At 51.4% G+C, this 20,403-nt stretch carries 11 protein-coding genes; all 11 read right to left on the reverse strand.

The window, feature by feature from the left end; translation table 11 throughout:
* Nucleotides 1-315 precede the first annotated feature (315 nt).
* A complete protein-coding gene (locus tag BGL48_RS08140) occupies nt 316-1,257 on the reverse strand; it encodes a transposase (protein WP_069362199.1) in 942 nt (313 codons plus the stop codon).
* Between the two features lie 413 nt (nt 1,258-1,670).
* The gene (gene miaE, locus BGL48_RS08145) at nt 1,671-2,438 is read right to left on the reverse strand and encodes a tRNA isopentenyl-2-thiomethyl-A-37 hydroxylase MiaE (protein ID WP_069362200.1); all 768 of its coding nucleotides are present in this window, start codon (nt 2,436-2,438) and stop codon (nt 1,671-1,673) included.
* 109 nt (nt 2,439-2,547) lie between these two features.
* A complete protein-coding gene (locus BGL48_RS08150; protein WP_069362201.1) occupies nt 2,548-4,512 on the reverse strand; it encodes a beta-N-acetylhexosaminidase in 1,965 nt (654 codons plus the stop codon).
* Nucleotides 4,512-6,488, reverse strand: a complete 1,977-nt coding sequence (locus BGL48_RS08155) for a glycoside hydrolase family 9 protein (protein WP_069362202.1) — start codon at nt 6,486-6,488, stop codon at nt 4,512-4,514. The genes BGL48_RS08150 and BGL48_RS08155 overlap by 1 nt, the downstream gene beginning before the upstream one ends.
* A 20-nt stretch (nt 6,489-6,508) precedes the next feature.
* Nucleotides 6,509-7,504 carry an ABC transporter ATP-binding protein gene (locus tag BGL48_RS08160; RefSeq protein WP_069362203.1) on the reverse strand — a complete coding sequence of 332 codons (996 nt, stop codon included), beginning with the start codon at nt 7,502-7,504 and terminating at the stop codon, nt 6,509-6,511.
* A 27-nt stretch (nt 7,505-7,531) separates the two neighbouring features.
* Nucleotides 7,532-8,518 (reverse strand): ABC transporter ATP-binding protein, encoded by a 987-nt coding sequence (locus tag BGL48_RS08165; protein ID WP_069362204.1) that lies wholly within the window; start codon nt 8,516-8,518, stop codon nt 7,532-7,534.
* Nucleotides 8,515-9,543 (reverse strand): ABC transporter permease, encoded by a 1,029-nt coding sequence (locus BGL48_RS08170; RefSeq protein WP_069362205.1) that lies wholly within the window; start codon nt 9,541-9,543, stop codon nt 8,515-8,517. Before BGL48_RS08170 ends, BGL48_RS08165 begins: the two co-directional genes overlap by 4 nt.
* Nucleotides 9,540-10,532, reverse strand: coding sequence for an ABC transporter permease (locus BGL48_RS08175; protein ID WP_069362206.1), 993 nt, complete (start codon nt 10,530-10,532; stop codon nt 9,540-9,542). The genes BGL48_RS08170 and BGL48_RS08175 overlap by 4 nt, the downstream gene beginning before the upstream one ends.
* Nucleotides 10,533-10,615: 83 nt before the next feature.
* A complete protein-coding gene (locus BGL48_RS08180) occupies nt 10,616-12,304 on the reverse strand; it encodes an ABC transporter substrate-binding protein (RefSeq protein ID WP_069362207.1) in 1,689 nt (562 codons plus the stop codon).
* Between the two features lie 875 nt (nt 12,305-13,179).
* Nucleotides 13,180-16,584, reverse strand: a complete 3,405-nt coding sequence (locus BGL48_RS08185) for a hybrid sensor histidine kinase/response regulator (RefSeq protein WP_069362259.1) — start codon at nt 16,582-16,584, stop codon at nt 13,180-13,182.
* Between the two features lie 308 nt (nt 16,585-16,892).
* Entirely contained in the window at nt 16,893-19,841 is a 2,949-nt protein-coding gene (rne, locus tag BGL48_RS08190) for a ribonuclease E (protein WP_069362208.1), read from the reverse strand.
* Between the last annotated feature and the right edge of the window lie 562 nt (nt 19,842-20,403).

The following is a 20,403-nucleotide window of genomic DNA, read 5'->3' on the forward strand; positions in this document are numbered from 1 at the left end:
GAACCGTGCTATCTGGGACAATTATCAGCATTACTAATGTGCCTGTCCCAACAAGATCTAAAATCAAACCTGAATGTCTCTTTACCTTCCTGTTACTGGAAGGCTTATTCTTCTGGAAAAACGGTCAGGAGATAATATGGGATGCTGTAATCAATCCCCGGAAGGTGGAGCAAAAGGGCTAAAGCCGCTCTTAAAAGCGATGGGTGTGTTGTTTGTACTGATAATGATGCTGGCTTATTGGATTGGATGAGGCCTTAGCGAGCTTATTTGGTGTTTACGTTATTGGGATGCACTTAACGACAAGCCGGACCGACTCTAGAGCATGATGCCGGTCATGCGCTGTAGACCGAGTGTCGGCAATACCCCCTGAACACTCGATAGTGAACCTACGATATTCCCGCCTTCTAAGTGAGAGCATGTACTTAACCAGGTTTCACGCGAGATGTTCAGCTGTGTGAGTAGGTGTGGTCTCGGGAGTGAATTGGCGTTCTGACCCTGATAGCACGTCCATTCTACCAGAGCTAAATAATCCATAAGGCGAAAAGGAATACCGTCGGGCATCGACTTTCTTGGGTTGCCAACGAAGGGAAGTAAGCCGGCTGGTGTCGCTTTATTTTGCTTGAGTGATTCAACGCGCTTTTTAATCGATGTGTAATTGGCATGCGCAGGCTGTTTGGTAATACCTGCTCGCACTGGGTTCAAATCGACATAGGCCATCGCCGCAGCGAGAGCTTTTTCATCTAATAAAGCTTGGCTTTTAAAGCGTCCCTCCCAAAAGTGCCCTGAGCATTTATCCTCCCGGTTCGCTTGCGTCGAAATATATTGATTGAGCAGCTTCATAAACCAGCTGACAGACATTAAACGTTCGCGCCAGCTCTCAATGATGCGAAAACACGCTTTTCGCTCTGAGTGAGAGAGCGATTCACCCTGATGAAAACGTTGGATAAGCGCAGGCGCTTGATGAAAGGCTAGCCAGCGCTCAATAACCTCGATGCTGGTCAAAGACTGAGCCGCGTTTGCGTTGATATGCAAAACAACGTGATAGTGATTGCTCATAATGGCATAAGCACAAATATCGATACAGAACGCTTTGGCTAATGCGAGTAAACGCGTTTCTATCCATGCGCGACGATGCTCATAACTTTTTTGCGACTGAGCATCATAGCCGCACAAATACGAGCGGCGTACACAGCGTGAGACGCAATGATAATAGGGTGTGGCAGCCAAATTTATTTGCGATGCGCGAGCTTTGGTCATCGTCGGTCCCTCTTAGCATCTAGGTACGAGTAGAGATTACTGTATAAATGAACAGCCTTCATCTTTTCTAGATCGGGTTTTCGTGACAGTGCAAGAAATACTGTAACTGTGAGATTAGTTAGTTACTAAAAGCGTCTGTCCCAATAAATAAAATAACGGGGACAGGCGGGCTATAGAGCAATAAACAACGGGAAGCTACCAGGACAGTCACCAAAGGATGTTTGTCTCCGGCGATAACTAAAAGTGCCTGTCCTTGGAAAGTCCTTGGAAAGGAAACTCAGTAGGGACATGCGTAAAGGTGTCTGTCGCCACAGGAAATCATTGGAAAGGAAACCGATTAGGGATATGCGTAGCGGTGCCTGTCCTCGCAAGAAATTATGGAAATTAAAAGTGCCTGTCCCTGTAAAGAGAAGTTAGGCAGGAACGCCGCTATGAAAGCGGAATTGGCTGTCGGGCGCTTGGATCAACTCGGCTTCGCGCTCGCCGATGGTTTGGATGCGGTCGCGAATGTCTTTGCCGGCGATGGTTTCTGCAAGCGTCAGGTAATCTTGATAATGGCGTGCTTCCGAGCGCAGTAGCGAGATGTAGAACTTTTGCAGTTCATCGTCGAGGTGCGGGGCGACTTTAGCAAAGCGCTCGCAGGAACGTGCTTCAATGTAGGCGCCAATGATCAGTTTATCGACCAAGGTTGCCGGTTCGTGAGTACGTGCCGCGCGCATTAATCCTTTGGCGTAGCGGCCTGCTTCTAACGGTTGATAACGAATGCCGCGTGCGTCCATGATTTCAATCACTTGCTCAAAATGATGAAACTCTTCTTTGATTAATCGGACCATTTTATCAATCAAGGCCTGGCCGTGGGCAAAACCCACTTTAGGGGTTAAAGGTGCACTGAGACCGTTTTTGCGCGCGTGGAAGATCCCATCGCGAACGCCGCGATAGACAAAGTCCTCATAGGGTTTGGCCCATGCTAGCAGTTGCTCGCCACTCGCCGCGTCAACCGCATATTTACGGATCAGCCACATCGCGGTTTGGCTGGCTTTTAATTCGCAGTTTGCGTGATCGCGCAAAAGAATCGATTGATTGTCAGGCTGGATGGCCGCTTCAATCCAACTGTCGGGGGTTTGACAGTGCAGAAAACCATGAATAGGGGTGAGTAGGGTATTAATTTCTTGGCGTAGCATGCCGGAAACACTCTCAGACTGACAACAATGGCTGGGCATTATAAACAGATGGGATGCGAGCGCAAAGAGCTGGCAGCGCAGGAGGCGCTGCCAGGTGGGCGAATTCGGCCTACTTGTTCGATGCCCAAGGGGAACGGTATTGAATACCGAGCTTGTCTAAACGCGGTAATTGCGCTTTGAGTCTGGCCAGATAATCGAGCCAGTCACGGCGCTCACTGTGGCTCCAAGCCGCTTCCGCAATGGCGGTAAGCCTTGGAAATACCATGTAATCGAGCCTGTCCTGATTGGTGATCAGCTCACTCCAAAGTGCACCTTGTACGCCTAGCATATGCTCACGGGCTAGGTCGTCGCTGGCGAGGCTTGCCAGCGGCTCATATTGGTAGGCTTTTTCTAATGGCGTGACGCCCGCCCAGTCGAGGCCAGGCTCGGTGGCAGCATAATCTTGCACCATATCGAGATAGGTCGCCTGACCGGGGGTTAAAATCACATCAAAACCATGCTGCGCACAATGCAGTGCGGCGTCTTCGCTTTGCCATGAATAGATCACGGTATTCTTGCTCACTTTATCGCCGTGCTGCACTTCTTCCCAGCCAACCATACGTTTGCCCAAGGCGCGAAGCTTTTGCTCAGCATAGGTTAGTATCTGTCCCTGTAGGGAAGCGGTCGTTTCTCCGTTCATGCGTCTGTCCCGATAAATTGGGCTATCCGTCCATACCCCGTCAGGGACTTCATCGGCACCAATATGAACCCATGAGGCGGGGAAAAGCTCGGCGACTTCACTTAATACCGTATCTAAAAACCGGTAGGTGCCATCGAGGGCTGGCGATAATACGTTATCGGTGTAGTGCTGTACGCTGCGGTAAGTAGAGCCATCGTCGGCATCGTGTAGCCAATCAGGCAGTGCTTTGATGGCTGCGCGACAGTGGCCGGGAATATCAATTTCTGGAATGACGGTAATACCACGGGCCGCGGCGTATTCAATCACGTCACGCACGTCTTCTTGGCGATAATAACCTTCGTGACGTTCTGCAATGTGACTGAACTGCGGGGCAATGCGGGTATTGGGACCGCGTTGACTCCCATAGCGCGTCAATTCAGGCAGAGCTTTAATCTCCAGTCGCCAGCCTTCATCGTCGGTTAAATGCCAGTGAAAGGTATTGAATTTAAAATAGGCTAACTGGTTAATCAGTCGCTTTACCGTGTCCACCGAATGAAAATGGCGCGCGCAATCGAGCATCATCCCTCGGTAAGCAAAGCGTGGTGCATCGCTGATTTTTATTGCCGGTATTCGAAGCTGTGTATCTTGCTCTTGGCAAAGCTGTAATAGCGATGCGCAGCCGTGAATAAACCCGCGTTCAGCACAGGCTTGGATCACCACGCCTTGGTCGGTGACGGTGAGCTGATAGGCCTCATCACGGTTTGTGATATCTCGAAGTGCAGAGTCGGGTAACGGCCGTAAGATAATGGCATGATCGCCAGTGACCGCATCTTGGTGGCGTGGGTCGAGTGCAATATCAGCTTGCGGATACATGCGAACCCATTCGTTGCTTAGCCACTGCGCGGCGGGAAGGGCCTGTGAATCCACCGCGATTAACGGTGTTGTGGGTGAAAGCGTAAAGTACCCTGGCTGGTGGCGCACTGATTTGGGCACCGGAATAATGGCGTGCTCTGCGGGATGAACATCTGGAATCGTTGATCGTGTGGTATGAGTGTGTGCCAAGTTAATGGGAGTGAGCATCACTGAATATTGCTCGCCATTGGCATAGAGCAGTGCATCTTTAAAGCCCGCACAAAGGAACCGCAATGGCGGCGTGTGGGCATCAAACTCGATGTATAAGCTCTGATTGGCATCGAGAGTTTGATGCGCCGGTGTAATGACGCAATAGCTGCCAACTTGCTCAATACTGCCTTGTGAAAGGGTATTGGGGTCGATGAAGCGATCAAACAGTACCGCAATGGACAGCGCTTCCAACGAACGGTCGGTGAGATTATGTAAGGTTAACCCCATTCGGCTGCGCGGCGGGGTGTCATTGGGATACTCGTTGATCACACTAAGATCGAGGCGGTAAGTCATCACGCGTTCTCCTTGTTCGAGTGGCCGTTGCCAATCAGTGTTTGCGCACTGATGGCGAGCATAAACCAGCTTGCATGTGGCAACCACTGCTCGCCCCATCGCCAGTTTTGCGCCATATCATCGCAATATGGTGCGGGGTTGAATGCAACCTGTGTTTCATCCTCCATCCCTGCGGTAATGCCATTGCAGATCCCCCCTTTGGCATTAAAAAACCCCAAGTGCGGTAGGTAATCTGGGTTGTTGTGGCCATGTCCATCGAGCATACAGATATCAAATGGGTTTAAACCGAGGATCCAATTAAGCGCCCGTTGGCTAAAGGTGTGGAGGGCAGTATTCAGCGCATCGTCACGAATATGGCGCGTGGCATGACACGCAAAGGTCGCCAGTGAACCCAGGCGTGCATTCTCGCCTTGCCACCAATAGCCGGTTTCATTGTGGTGAGGAATAAAATGACGCACCTGTTTGACGCCATCGACGGGTTTGACGTACTGACGCGGATACGCGAATGGATTATCGGCGGTTTGTGTTAGGTTGAGCTCAAATTGGCAGGCGCGTTCCAGGGCTGTTTGTGCGATAGCCTGATGGCTGGGGTCGGTTTCCACATCGAGATAGCGAGTTAATGCCAACCCGGGTAGACCCGCATCAGCGGCATGGTAAAAGGGGCGGCTCCCATCAGCATTTGCTGACCAATAATACTGGCAAGTTTCATCACTGCGTTGCCGTGCGACCAGCTTTTGCATCCAGCCTCGAGCCTCGCTCAAGAAGGGACAGTCACCGTTCGCACTAATGTGTCTGTCCCCTGAACCTAAAGGTGCCTGTCCCGTTAAATAAGCGTGACTATCCCCGGTAGGTTGCTCCTCGGTAGATTGAGTGGCGTGATGTAACTCGCATGCGGCGAGAAGGGCGCAGGTTTCGTCAATAATGTTGGGTTCACCGTTATCAAGGTAATGATGGTTATGTTCAACTAAATGCCAGTAGCCGCGAATGGCGGCGTCTAAATAGCGTGCTTGGTGGTTAGGCTCCGCGCAAAGAGGGGCTCGGCTTGCGGCGGCAAGGGCAGCAATCGCCATGCCGCCGCCTTGCCGAAAACCGGCTTGGTAAGCCTCACTCATCATTCCATCTTGCGTCGCGTAAGCGCAAAGGGTGCGGCGCTCCGGGTCTTTCGACCATTGATCAAACACCGTCATGTAAAAGAAACCACTAGGGTGTTGGATACGAAGAAGAAAATCGGCGCCGTGTTTCGCTTCATCGGCTAAGCGCGTGCGCATAAATGCGGGGAGCGTGTCCGAGCTAAACTGGCTGGCAAGATCGGCCAGCCCCCAAGCTAAAAGCGGGATTTGTTGCGGATTGAAGTAATTGGCATAGGAAAGGTGGCTCAGGTATTTGCTCACATCGCCAGAGGCATCGTACCACCCACCGGACACATCCACGCGTTCATCAGAGCCAAATACCTTGGCGCGCTGATCCGCGTGTTCATAGATACCGCTACACCGCTGCGATTTAAAGTAATGGAGCAGATCGGAAAACGTGGTGTGAAACAGGCAATTATCCGTGATCTCAAACGGATGGGAATATAGCGGTGTGTCTGTTAATAGCACGAGTTGATAGCGTCCGCGATGTGCAAAGGCAGAAAAATCGAGCGTATAAGCCGTGCCCATCCGCCAGTTGCTTAACTGTGTGCCTTGGTGTAACTCAAACTGCGCCACCACGTTATCGAGTGATACTGTGTCTGTCCCACGAACAAAAGTGTCTGTCCCGGTACTTTTTTTTGCATCTTCTGCGGCATCGTTAAAGTGTCTGTCCCCACCAGAAGAGGAGGCAGTTTTATCGGCAGTGTTAAATGTGCCTGTCCCCTTAAGGGGGGGCAGAGAAATCAGTGCCACGGGGGTGCCGGTGAGGCGGTCGCTGTCACTGACGATCACCGCGTATTTGTCACCGTGTAACGAGTAGCCAATGTGATTGGTCAGCACTTGCATGATGGTATCCTTATTGGTCGCTATTGCTCGTACAAATAGCAGCGCACGTAGTGGTTGTCGGCGAGTTTGGTCACGCCGGGTAGCTGCTCGGTGCATTTAGCGGTGGCATGCGGGCAGCGGCCGGAAAAAGGGCAGCCGACGGAATCTGGTGTCCACAGTGGGATCTCACCCTTGTTGCCCTTTAACTCTTCGTGAATGGATTTGCTCGGGTCGGGTACGGCTGAGACCAATAACTGGGTGTAAGGGTGCTGAGGGCGATGAATAATCTCTTCAGTGTCGCCCCATTCAACCATATGGCCGACGTACATCACTGCCAAGTCTTCGGCAATGTAGCGCGCGGTGGCGATATCATGGGTGATGTAGAGCAGCGACATTTGCTTCTCCACTTTCATCTCTTCCATGAGGTTAAGCACACCGGCACGAATCGACACATCCAGCATCGAGGTAGGCTCGTCGGCGAGTACCACTTCCGCACCCACGGCGATGTTACGCGCCAGGTTTATCCTCTGACGTTGACCGCCCGACAGCTGATGGGGAAATTTTTCCGCCGTTTCTTTGGCCGGAGTGAGGCCTACTTGCTCGAGCAGTTCGAATACCCGTTCTTTCAATTGGGCTTTGTCGCGCTTGGCGACTTTTTTGTGGATCAATAACGGGCGCGCAATATGGTGAAATACATTATGCGTGGGATTGAGCGAGCCAAAAGGGTCTTGCCAGACCATTTGCAGGCCTTCGCGATAGCGCATTAGCTCATCACGTTTTTTAATGGTGGTAATATCGCGGCCCCGATATTCAATGCAGCCGTCGGTCGGGGCGTACATTTTTGCGATCATTTTCGCGGTGGTGGATTTGCCCGAGCCTGATTCCCCCACCACGGCAAGCCCACGGCCTTTGTACATTTTGAACGATACCTCATTGATCGCTCGCATCATGGGTTGTTTAAGGGCGTGGCTGTTGATGGGGAAATCTTTCACCACGTTTTTCCCTTCAACTAGCAATTCTCCAAAACCTGTACTCATCACTGACTTCCTCACATTGGCGCGTTATTAGACTTTTTGTTGGGCGATGGGCTCGCCGTATAGATGGCAGTTGGAATACCGGCCCGGTTCGATTTGGCGTAGCACGGTTTGGGTGGTTCGACACTGTTCATGCACTTGCGCGCAACGTGCTTGAAAGCGGCAGCCGGTCGGGATTTCGAGTAAGTTGAGCGGATTACCTGGAATACCCACCAGTTGGCGCTTCGGCCCGGTGAGTGAGGGAAATGAGCTGCCCAGCCCTTCGGTGTAGGGGTGATACGGATTGGTGAGTACTTGTTTGGACGGCGCGACCTCAATCAGCTCGCCGGAATACATGATCCCAATCCGGTCGGAGAACTCGACCATGAGCGATAAATCATGGGTGATAAACAGAATCGAAAAGCCAAACTCTTCTTTTAACGCATAGATTTTTTGCAAGATCTCACGCTGTACCACCACGTCTAATGCGGTGGTGGGTTCGTCCATGATGATCATTTTCGGGTTCAAGGCCAGCGCAATAGCTATCACTAAGCGCTGACGCATCCCGCCCGAAAACTGGTGCGGATAATCGGTCAGACGGCTGGGGTGAATATCGACAATTTCCAGCAAGCCCTGGGCCCGTTTTACTGCTTGTTTACGGGTCAGGTTGGTGTGGCGCATCAGCACATCGCAAAACTGCTCTTCGAGCGTCAGCACTGGGTTGAGGGCATTCATGGCGCTTTGAAACACCATCGACATCTCCCGCCAGCGAAAGTCGCGCATCCGAGCGTCGCTGTAATCGAGGATATTCTCGCTGTTAAAGATGACTTCTCCGCCGGTGATAAATGCAGGTGGCTTGTGTAGACGCATCAGCGAAAAGGCAACGGTGGATTTACCGCATCCCGATTCGCCAGCCAGGCCGAATACTTCACCGGGGGCAATGTCAAAATTGACGTGATCGCAGGCTCGGACATCACCGGCATCGGTAATGTAGTCCACGCACAGGTCACGGATTGAGATAAGTGGGGTGCGACTCATGATTTATCTCCACTGATCAGCATGTGTTCGGCAACGGGATTCTCGTCGCGGGCTTTCTTTTCTTGTTGGCTGAGTTTTTTCCAGCGCTTCATCCCTTTTTGCGCACGTAATTGCGGGTTGGCAATTTCATCCACCGCGAAGTTGAGCAAGGCAAGCCCTGTAACCAGTAAGGTCAGCGCAATACAAGGCGCGAGTAGCTCCCACCAAGCGCCGATCAGCATGGATGACGAGGTTTGTACGTTGTAGAGCATGATCCCCCAGCTGATGGTGTTGGGATCGCCAAGGCCCAAGAAAGAGATAATGGACTCCATGGCAATGGCATACATCACCGAGCCAATAAAGCTGGCACCAACAATGGGCACGAGGTTAGGCAAGATCTCGACAAAGGTGATACGAAAGCGCGATTCACCCAGCACTTCGGCGGCTTTCACGAACTCTTTTTCGCGCAGGGCAAGGGTTTGCGAGCGAACCACCCGTGCGCCCCACGCCCAGGAGGTACAGCCAATAATGATGGCGATCGTCAGCGGTCCGGCTTCACCGATAAACGCGGCGAGCACGAACAAGAGCGGGTATTGCGGGATCACCAACATAATGTTCATCGCGGCGGTGAGCACATCGTCAACCCAACCGCCTAAATAGCCAGCGGTAATGCCAATTAAAGTGGCGAGCACACACACGGTGATCCCTGCCCCAAAACCCACCGCTAACGAAACTCGGGCGCCATGTACCAACTGCGACCAGACATCACGGCCCATACGGGTAGTGCCAAGGACATGTTCAGCGTCTTTTGACATCAATAAGGTACGGCGGTGATCGGCTAAGTGCGTGGCGACCCAGCCGTCTGGGTTGGCTTGTGCGGCTTTAACCACAAAGCTTGGGTATTCATGTGGGTTACCGGTGCGTTTATCAGGTGCATGCTGGCTTAGCAATGGGGCGAATATCGCCATTAAGATAAATAAGCCGACAATAATGGAGCCCGCGCGCGCGATTTTGTTGCGCACGATAAGCGTGAGGAGATCTTTCATGATTCTTTCCCTCCTGTTCGCAGGCGTGGGTCAAGCACCACGTACAGCATGTCAGCAATTAAGTTAAACGAGAGCATAAACAAGGTCATAATCAGCAGCTGGCCTTGTAGGACTTGATAGTCACGCGCGTTGATCGCATTCAATAGCACTGAGCCAAGGCCGGGATAGTTAAAAATGATTTCCACAATCAGTTGGCCCCCGATGGCAATACCTAGCGACATTGATAGCGCGGTGACACTGGGTAAGAGCGCGTTCCGCGCCGCATAGTTAAACACCACGCGGTTTTCGCTTAACCCTTTGCCGCGGGCCATGGTGATGTAGTCTTCCGCAAGCAGGTTAATCATGTTGTTACGCATGTTGACCAAAAAGCCGCCTACTTGAATGATGGAGGCACAAAAAAGCGGGAGTACGGCGTGATAGGCCACATCTTTAATAAAGGTCCAGCTGGTCCAGTCGGGAGTAACACCCGGCGTGTAGGCGTATCCGGTTGGAAACCATTTCAGCCCAATGGCGAAAATAAACAGCGCCAACATGGCGATAACCACTTGAGGCACCGCTTGGATAATCAGCATTCCTGGGGTGATCACAGCATCGTATTTTCCGCCGCGCTTCCAAGCGGCAAAAATCCCCAAAATCGAGCCCAGCGAGAAGGACAGCAGCACCGCACTGCCGGCGAGAAACAGCGACCAACCAAAGGCTTTGCCCAGCAGCTCGTTTACCGACAACGGATAAAATTGGATAGAGGTGCCTAAATCCCAGCTCAGCACGTTTTTCATGTAGGTGAAATACTGCATATAGAGTGGGCCATCGACGAAGCCCAGTAGTTGTTTCATTGCCTCAATCCGCTCTGGGGTGACTTGCACCGAGGCGTTGGCAAACATCATGGTGACAGGATCACCGGGCATGGCTCGAGGAATAATAAAATTAAGTGTTGCTGCCACTAAAAGGGCAATCATGTAAAAAGTTAGCCGTCGGAAAAAATAACCCATAACCCACACCTTACGCAGCGAAGTGGTGATGTTCGTGGTGTGAACATCGAGGAAAAGCGGGCGCGCAAGGCGCCCGATATTGGTTACTGAACGGGCTTAAGGTCCAGCACATGAAGAAGACGCTCAGGAATGCCGGCCCAGATAGAGGGGCGACCTTTCGGATTGTCTTCGTTCCACCAACCGGTGAAGCGGGTTGTGTTGTATTGATACATTTGTGCGCCAGAAAGCACCGGAATGGTGACCTGATCCTTGGCGATAATCGCTTGGATTTGGTGGGCAATTTCTAGCTGCTCAGCTTTATCCGCGGTTTTGTAGAAGCTGTCTAACAGCTTGTCGAGCTCGGCATTTTGGTAGTAATGCATCGCGAACCGCGGCATGCCATCCCCTTCCTGTAGGTTGGAGTTATACGCGCTATTCCAATAGGTATAAGGGTCAGCACCATGGAAGTAGTTGGTGTAAGCAACGTCGTAATCGGCTTCGAGCATGGCTTGGCGGTATACTGAGAAGTCTGGGGTACGTGCCTTGGCTTTGATACCGGCCTCGGCAAGTTGCTCAACCGCAAGCTGAACGGTGTTGTTGAAGTCGGTCCAGCCATTAGGGGATTGGATCTCGAGCTCAAACGATTTGCCTGACGGGGTTTCAACAAAGCCATCGCCGTCTTGATCTTTAAAACCGGCTTTGGCGAGCAGTGCTTCGGCGCCGTCTAGATCGTATGTATTATATTGACGATATTTCTCATGCACCGCTTCGTCGGACCAAGACTCAAAGGCATAACCTAAGCCAGACGCAAAGTCGTTCACCGTACCACCACCATAAAAGGCGATATCAATGATGGTTTGACGGTCTAGCGCCATCGAAAATGCGCGACGGAAGTCGACATTCGTCAGCGCTTCACGCTTGGCAGGATCAGGGTCATTAAAATTGACCATAAAAGCTTGGGTGCCGGCGGCAGGATACCAATAGTGATGGTTTGGATTGGCCGCGGCATAGGTGCGATCAATGTCAGGAATAAACGATGAGGTCCAGTCCATTTCGCTGTTGATCACCTTGCTCAAAAACTGGTCGTTATTGGCAATTTGTGGTACGCGCAGACAGTCAACATCGAGGTTGTCGTTATCCCAATAATACGGGTTACGACATTGAATATAGAGCTGAGAGGTGAAGGTATCGATAGTGGTGAAGGGACCAGAGCCTACCGGATTTTCATTGGTGTAAGAGGCAGGCTCTTCAACATTTTTCCAGACATGCTCGGGTACCACAGGTACTTTCACAATTTCGTAGGGTACATTGGAGTTTGCCTCAGTGAGCTCAAAGCGGACGGTATAGTCGTCGACCTTTTTCACATCATCAACCCATTGGTTAATGCCAGATTGATCCAATTCAGGGTGGTTTTTGACTAAATCAAACGAATACACCACATCATCAGCGGTATAGGCTTCACCGTCTGACCATTTCACGCCTTTACGAAGGGTGAAGGTGACACTTTTCAGATCATCCGCCATTTCATAGCCGCTCGCGAGACGAAAGACAGGCTGGTTGCCTTTCATTTCGTTAAACACCACTAAAGGCTCATAGATAAAGTCAGTAGTGGTGTGCAGATAGGTAGCGCCGAGGAAAGGGTTAAAGTTACGGACAAAAGTATTGAATTCTTTCGGGTGGATAGTGAGCTCACTGCGCTCGGCGGCACTGACGCCAGCACTTGCGCTCAGCGCACCGATAATTGCAGAGGCAAGTAGGGTCTTGCTGGCAATTCTAATGTTACTCGAAAACATAGCCATTCCTTACTGTTGCTTTCAGTTCACGTGATGGATAGTGATGAACTCGTTGCTAACAACCTTCACGAGCTCAAGCTTACTGTGTTGCCGACCCTTACGTTGTGATTATGGATGGGATGACCCAAGGGATACTTGTTGTACTAGGCCAGCAAACACCCTCACTAAGCCCAAGTTAAGCGAAGGCTGCAATGTGAATAATCGTTAAAACCGTAAAAAAGCACGACGTTGACGTTATTTTTGTTAAAAAAAACAGCCCCAAAGGTAGTTACGCTCAAAAGATGATCACGACTCACTACCGGTAACGACCTTGGGTGGAATTTTAATGGCATTAAAATCATTAGGTTATGGTTATTTTTCTTTTGGGTGATACATGTCACACACCAAAACGCTCTTATTTTTCACCAAGAAAAATCATCGGTTGTTTTGTTGTGACAAGTCGCGCATTTCTGAGTTATATCCGACATAAAAGGGGATTTTTGCTAAGAAGTATTGCGATTGAAATAAGGTTGGTTCGCAAAGATTATTAATGAGCGATTTTAGTTCGTCAGTCAGAGGACAGGCATATTAGTGTCCATTAGTGTCAGTAGACGCACGTCTGAGATCCGCCAATAACCCCCCAATGGGACAGTCACCGGGATTTGCTCCGAGGTTTGCTCACTTATTTCGATGCGCCTGTCCTGATAGGGGGTTAAAAGTGTCTGTCCCAATTGGAATAAGGAAATATGATAGTGAGGACAGACACTTTATTGGTGACAGTGATAGATTAGAGATATCGGGGACAGGCACCTAATGACTAAGGTGCCTGTCCTAGTAAGGGTAAAAGTGCCTGTCCCCAAAAGGGAAGGCACTTTATTGCAGTGGTGGGTGTGTTGCTAGTCGTCTAGCAGTAGCTGGCGAAGTTGTTGGTAATAGGACTCCAGCTGAGTGCGGGTCGGACTGCGTTTATCGCAATGATCGAGGATAAAGCGAATGGAGCTCAGCACCGTGCGCCACCGCGGAGTTTTTGGCAGGGTTTCGATGAGCAGGTACTTATCCAGTGTGCGGGTTTGTAAGCTACTACGATCAAGGTAGACGCGCCAGAGACCACTTTGCTCGGCAAAATCGAATTTGCTTTTGCCTGTGGCTTCTTCCCAGTAATCTAAGCTGGCTACCATGGCATCAACAATTAGCTGTCTACGTGTGTTGGTTTTATCTTGCTGTTGGTGTTGCGCTTTTTCCGCAAGGGCTTCAAATTCCCCGCCCATCGCTTTAAGCGTTTCAAGTTGGCGCGAGTCTCCGCCTAATGCGTAGCCAGATAAGGCTTCGATGGCGCTTTCTAGACTCTGTATACGAGACTGAGACACGGGCGCGTCTGTGTTGATGACATACAGGCTATCAATGTCAGACTCGGCTGGAAAACGCAGCAGCATACCGTCAACGTCTTGGGGTTGTCCTTCAATATAAATGGTCAGTGGGCCTTGATAGCGCTCCATATGATTGGCCTGCTCGGGCGCTTTCACTAAGGCTTGACCGTGCATCCGTTTTACCTCGTCCTGTTCACGCCCAAATAAGGAGGCTGCCGCTTGGTTAACAAAGCGAACCTGGCCATCTCTTCGCATACCTAACATGGCTTCAGGGGCGAGAGAGAGCTGTGAAATCAACCAAGACTGGGTTTCAAGTAGGCTGGCTTGTTGGCGGGCACTTTGTTCAAGTGCCTGCTCGAGGCGTTGGTTTTCTTGGCGGCGTTGTTCCGCTTGGCTGGCGGCAAGATGTGTGGCTATCCGTGCGGCAAGCTCTCTTTTGTCAAAGGGCTTACAGAGATAATCATTTGCGCCGACCTCAAAGCCATAGATGCGATCATCAGGCTGATTTAAGGCGGTCAGCATGATAATCGGAAGGGCAGCATGGTCAAAGCGCTCTCGCAGCTGCTCGCAGACCTCGAATCCACTCATGCCGGGCATGAGCACGTCGAGTAAGATGAGATCTGGCTTTGTGGTGGTGATATGATCAATCGCTGTGCGCCCATCGCTTGCTGTATTGACCTGATAGCCTTCAATATTTAGAAAGCTGGTGAGTACTTGTTGATTGGTGGGCTCATCATCGACGACTAAAATATGTAACCCGTTGTTCTTACTACTTTGTTCAACGGCTTCCGAGGCGGCGTGATCGAGCGCCTCTCTCGTGTCATCTTGATGAATGTGCTGGGTAGAGAAGGCGGTAAGATCGGTGCTCAACACCGGGGGCTCATCGACACGCGGAAGGGTGAAGCTAAAGGTGGTGCCCACTTGTGGCTGGCTGCTGACGTAAAGCTGGCCGCCCATCAGCTCGACAAGTTGACGACTGATGGAGAGACCAAGACCTGCGCCGTGTTGATAATGATAGTGGCTACTTACTGCTTGTGCGAGCGGCTCAAAAACGGTACTTAACTGTTCTGCGGGGATCCCTTTACCCGTGTCAACCACTTGGATGCGAACGCGATCGTCCAAGGTGTCGGCGCTAATAACAATCTTACCCGCATCGGTGAACTTAATCGCATTTCCCAGTAAATTGTACATAACTTGCTCAAGGCGTTGGGGATCTGCGTGTACCCAGATTGGCGTGTCGCTGAGCTGATTAATGATGTTTAGCGGCTTATCTTTTTTAAGGTGCTTGGCGAGTGACAGCACAAGCTGAGTGATGGCATTGAGGTTGACAGGGCCTTGCTCCAAGTCTAATTGCCCATAGCGCATTTTGTGGTAGTCCAAGAGGTCATCGACCAGCTTGGCCAAGCGCTGGCCGCTGTTGACGATAATCGACAGTTGATACTGATGGTCGCGACTAATCGGACCGTTCGCACCGTCAATCAGTGCTTCGGCAATCCCTATCATGCCGTGTAATGGAGTGCGAAGTTCATGAGAGGTGGTGGCCAAGAATTCATCTTTCAGCTTGTTGGCGACATGCAGCTCTTCATTCTGAGCACGTATGGTGGTGATGTTAGCTTCTAAGGTCTGATTCTGCTGGCGGATTAAGTCTAGTTTTTCGCGAATGGCATGGCGCATACGGGCAAAGCTAATCGCCAAACGCCCGATTTCATCACGACGACGCGTGTGGTGGATTTGGGTATCAAGGTCACCCGCACTGACTTTTTCGGCCGCCCATGTAAGCTGAAGCAGTGGGCGAGTAATAAAGTTGGACATATAGTGCGAGGCAATCACCACCGCGAGAATCGCAAGTAACATGGCGACGATAAAAAGCTGTTGTAGCTGGTGGATACGTGCGTAGGCGACTTGCGTGGGGACTTCAGCCACGAGTCCCCATTTCAGGCCGTGGGTGCGAATGGGGGTGTAAGCGGCGAGCATGGTTTGGCCTGACTGGGTTTGATAGCGGGTGACACCCGTTTCTCCGGCTATGGCTTTTTCTACGGCAGGCGTGTTACTGATCAGCTGACTTTTGCTGGTTAAATGCGCTCGAGTCTTGCCATCATCGCCGACGAGGTGCGTTTCAATCGCATTGGTTTCTCTAGGTGCCATCAGCTTAGTAAGGGCATGGTTAGGAAGCCGGAACAGCGCGTAGCTATGCAGATACCCTTGCTGAATAATAGGGGCGCCAAGCCATGCCACCGGGGCGTCGGTCTCTTCAGCGGAAAAGTCCGAGATAATCACCTTAGGGGTCGGATCTAACTTCCCTTTTGTCTGTTGCGTTTGCTGTTTCAGGGCCGCGAACGTCTGCCCTAATCGTGCATTACGATGCGGGTCTGAGAGTAAGTTAGTGCCAAAGTTGCCCAGCTTTTTCACCGAATAGGTGACGTTGCCTTGCTTGTCGACCAAGAGTAAGTCGTCAAAATCGGCGCGAGCGATCAAAGCTTGATAAGCGCGGTGATAGCGTTTATGGAGCAGCCGATAACGCTCGGTGGCGGAATAATGGGGATCGTCCTTGGGCACAGGCGTTTTAACCCTTTCACCGGACCCAAGATAATAGCGACGTTGCGCGTAGTCACGTGCCGCGTCGATGTTTGGTCGTAGTCGCTGAAACGCATTGACCAAACCATAAAAATGACCACCACTGGCGTAGGCTAGCTCCGAGGCGACAAACCCAAGGACTTCCGCCTCTTTGGCAGCAAAATAATCGTTGACTTGCTGTTGCTTACTGTCGCGAACCGATAAAAGGTGTGCTGTGCTTTGCTCTTGGAGATCTTGGCTATGGGCGTTGAGAAAAAACAAAGCGACCACGATGAGAGGGAGGAGACTCAGTAGCAGAAAGGCCAGCATCAAGGTGTGATGGAGGCGTTTAAATGGGTAAGCAGTAAACAAGGATTTCATAAGCAACAGCATCTTCCCTACAGCAACTTGCCAATATCGTGGCCGGTATGTTGGCCCCTGATGAGTCTGTATCTCTGGCGAAAAGAGTTGGGAGTCGTGTGACGACACGACAATCATCTTATGCCTGACGTTACTGAGTTTTTTTTCTTTGACAAGGAAGTCGCGATGGAAGCGTGTGGATCGACGCACTTTTCCGTGTATCGCTGCAAGATTGCGTATGTTTTGCCCACGTGATTGCATGGAACAACGGTCAAATAAAAAGGCCTCGACAGATGCCGAGGCCTTTAGCATTCCGAAGGTAAACGGAATTAGTACTGAGGTTTGGTCGCCGGTGCGTAGGCAGATGCACGTGCCTCGGCGCTACCTGCTGCTTTCGCTGCTGGGTTAGGCGCTTTAAAGGTAGCGATGGCCACCGGGCTGTGATCAACTGGTTCGTTCGGTGCCGGTGCTTTCATCATCGGTGATGTCGCTCGGCGGTATTGAATCGTTGCCGTCGGGGCATTGATTTCCGCTTCGCGCTCAATCACTTTCTCGGTCACCAAATCGACCTCTGAGTCTTGCTCAGGGGTTGCCGTTGGCGCGTCTGTCATCGCGACATTTGGCATCGCATCGACCACCGGTGTTGCTTGGCTTTGTGCCGGTTGTGGCGCTGGTTCAGAGGCACTTGTCGAAGCCATCGGTTGGGTCGACACTGACTCTGTCTCCTCCGATTTAGCTTGCATGATAATGACTTTACCCATGGCCATTTCTGGACGGGCAACACCACTGACGATAGCCTTACTGTTTTGGCGCTTGTCTTGGCGGCGACGGTCTTGTTTGACTTTCACCGGCTGCTCTGCCGACCACACCTTGCCCATCGCCATTTCGGGTGACGCCATACCGGTAGTCAGCGGCATTGGACTTTTCACCATTGGACGGCGACGACGACGCTGCCCACTGGCGCGAAGGTGGCGCGGTGAGCGACGGTTACGGCGCTTGTCCTGCTGACCTTCTTTCTTGGCATTATCAGGCTGCTGTTTGGCTTGCTGCGCCACTTCTGCCCCGACTTGCTGCAAGTCTTTACCTTGGTCAGGTGTTACCTCGGCCGCCACTTGGCTATCCGCATTGTCTTTGTTGATACGGACACTGCGATTTAGCTTACGACGTTGACGGCGTTGTTTAACCTGTTCGGTCTTCTCTGTCTTTTGATCGGGTTGCTTATTACTTTTATCCGCTTTGTCAGCCTGTGGCTTGGTTGCCTTAGCGTCTTCCTGCGCCGCAGGCTTTTTCGCTTTGTCGTTGCGGTTATCGTTACGGGTTTTCTTCCCTTTACGATTATTATCGCGACGTTCTTCTTGCGGCTTATTCTGGCGGCGTTGTTTGTTATTCCGTCCACGTTCACCGTTGTTGCTATCACTTTGCTCGTCGCGGTTTTGTGGCTTGTTTTGGCTACGTGACTTATTGCGCTGGCTGTGTGATGGCTTCTGGCTTTGCTCTGTCTGAGCTGGCTCAGGTTGGGCGGCAGGCTGTGACGATGAAGCGGTTGCTGCATCATCAGCGGGCGCGGCAAACAAGCGCGAGAAGAACTGACTCACTTTGGCGAACAGGCCTGGCTGGGTTGTCGCTGTTGGCTCATCGGTTGGCGCAGCCGCTTTGGTTGCACTGGGTGCTGGCGAGCTTGGCGCCGCAAATCCCTGTAATACAGGCTCTTCACGTTTTTTCGCTGGACGCGCTTGTTGTGGCTCTTCGCGGGCTTCTACTTCCTTGAGCGCATCAATCTGGCTAGGCAACTGATAGGACAGGTTCGCCATTTCTTCACCGCCGCGGACGCGAACCACATCAAAGTGTGGCGTCTGCATGTCGGCACTGGGTACCACGACCACTTTGACATTGTGGTATTTCTCAATGTGCTGGACCGAGCGGCGCTTTTCGTTAAGCAGGTAAGAAGCGACGGGGACCGGGACGATACCCAATACTTGCGCCGTATTTTCTTTCATTGCTTCTTCTTCCATCAGACGAAGAATCGACAATGACAGTGACTCGTTGTCACGAATCACACCGGTGCCTTTACAACGCGGGCAAATATGATGACTGGCTTCTGCCAATGACGGGCTGAGGCGCTGACGTGACATTTCCAGCAAACCAAAGCGTGAAATACGGCCGATTTGTACCCGTGCACGGTCCATGCGGACAGAGTCACGCAATTTGTTCTCCACCTCGCGTTGGTGGCGGACAGGCGTCATATCGATGAAGTCGATCACGACCAAGCCACCTAAGTCACGCAGACGCAATTGGCGGGCAATTTCTTCTGCTGCTTCGATGTTGGTTTGCCGCGCCGTCTCTTCAATATCACTGCCTTTGGTGGCTCGGGCAGAGTTGATATCGATTGAGGTCAGGGCTTCGGTTGGGTCAATGACAATCGAGCCACCTGAGGGTAAGCGCACTTCGCGTTGGAAGGCAGATTCGATCTGACTTTCAATCTGATAGTGGCTAAATAGCGGCACTTCACCTTCATAAAACTTGATGCGGCTGACAAAGTCAGGACGAACCAGCTTGATGTGCTCTTGCGCGCGTTGGAAGACCTTCTCACTGTCAATCAAGATCTCACCGATATCACGGCGCAAATAGTCACGGATCGCACGGGCAATCACGTTACTTTCTTGATGGATAAGGAAAGGCGCAGGGTTGGCGTTAGCTGCCTCTTTCACCGCTTGCCAATGATTGAGCAGCACTTTCAAGTCCCACTCAAGCTCTTCGGCCGATTTACCCACACCTGCGGTGCGTACAATCAAGCCCATCCCTTGCGGCAGTTCGAGGCCAGACATGGCTTCTTTAAGCTGGCTGCGCTCTTCTCCCTCAATGCGACGAGAAATCCCGCCAGCACGTGGGTTGTTTGGCATTAATACCAAATAGCTCCCCGCAAGCGACACAAACGTTGTCAGGGCGGCCCCTTTATTGCCGCGCTCTTCTTTGTCTACTTGGACAATCACTTCCTGGCCTTCTTTCACCACATCTTTGATGTTTGGGCGGCCTTGATAGGTATAACCGGAAGGGAAGTATTCGCGAGCGATTTCTTTTAGAGGGAGAAAACCGTGTCTTTCGGCGCCGTAATCAACAAATGCCGCTTCTAGGCTAGGTTCGATACGGGTAATGCGTCCTTTGTAGATATTCGCTTTTTTTGACTCATGGCCAGGACTCTCGATATCGAGGTCGTATAGCCGTTGACCGTCGACCAATGCGACGCGCAACTCTTCTTTCTGAGTTGCGTTAATCAACATTCTTTTCATCTGATTGTTCTCATTTATTTATCGTTGTTATTAGCGGTTGATGACGAGAGCAGTCGTCAATGCTGCCTGACCCCAAGTCTGATATGGTGCAGCCTCCCGGCTGGAGAAAATCAGGGGTGCGCTCGGGCAAGTTTTAATCGGCCAGCTGCAACGGTTTTTATGGCTCACCGGATTACGCAGTTGGCGTCCGCCGTTTTTACCGATGGCGGAGAGCTCTGACACTGACTAACGGTCTCGTGTCAACACACTAAACGGGTGCTTTTGGTTTACGTCTTACGCCAATTGCCGCGTAACGCCTTAAAAGCATTCGGAATTATGGTTCTTTTACGGATGTCACCGCATACAGCTATCGCTTGATGGATTCATCGCAGACTCAGCTTTTTATCGAAAAATGCATGTTCCGCTGATGAAGTCGCTGTCACAGGCGATAAACTGTGTTTCAGATAAGCGTTTGCTTTTCTGATTAACGCCGCAACTATAGCAGGGAGACTAAAGTCCAGCAATCGGCTTTATTCGCTTATGTTGTCTTGGTAGTAAAACCGCGCAGATGTGG

The organism is Salinivibrio sp. SS3 (assembly GCF_001722105.1).
Taxonomy (GTDB): Bacteria; Pseudomonadota; Gammaproteobacteria; order Enterobacterales; family Vibrionaceae; genus Salinivibrio; species Salinivibrio kushneri.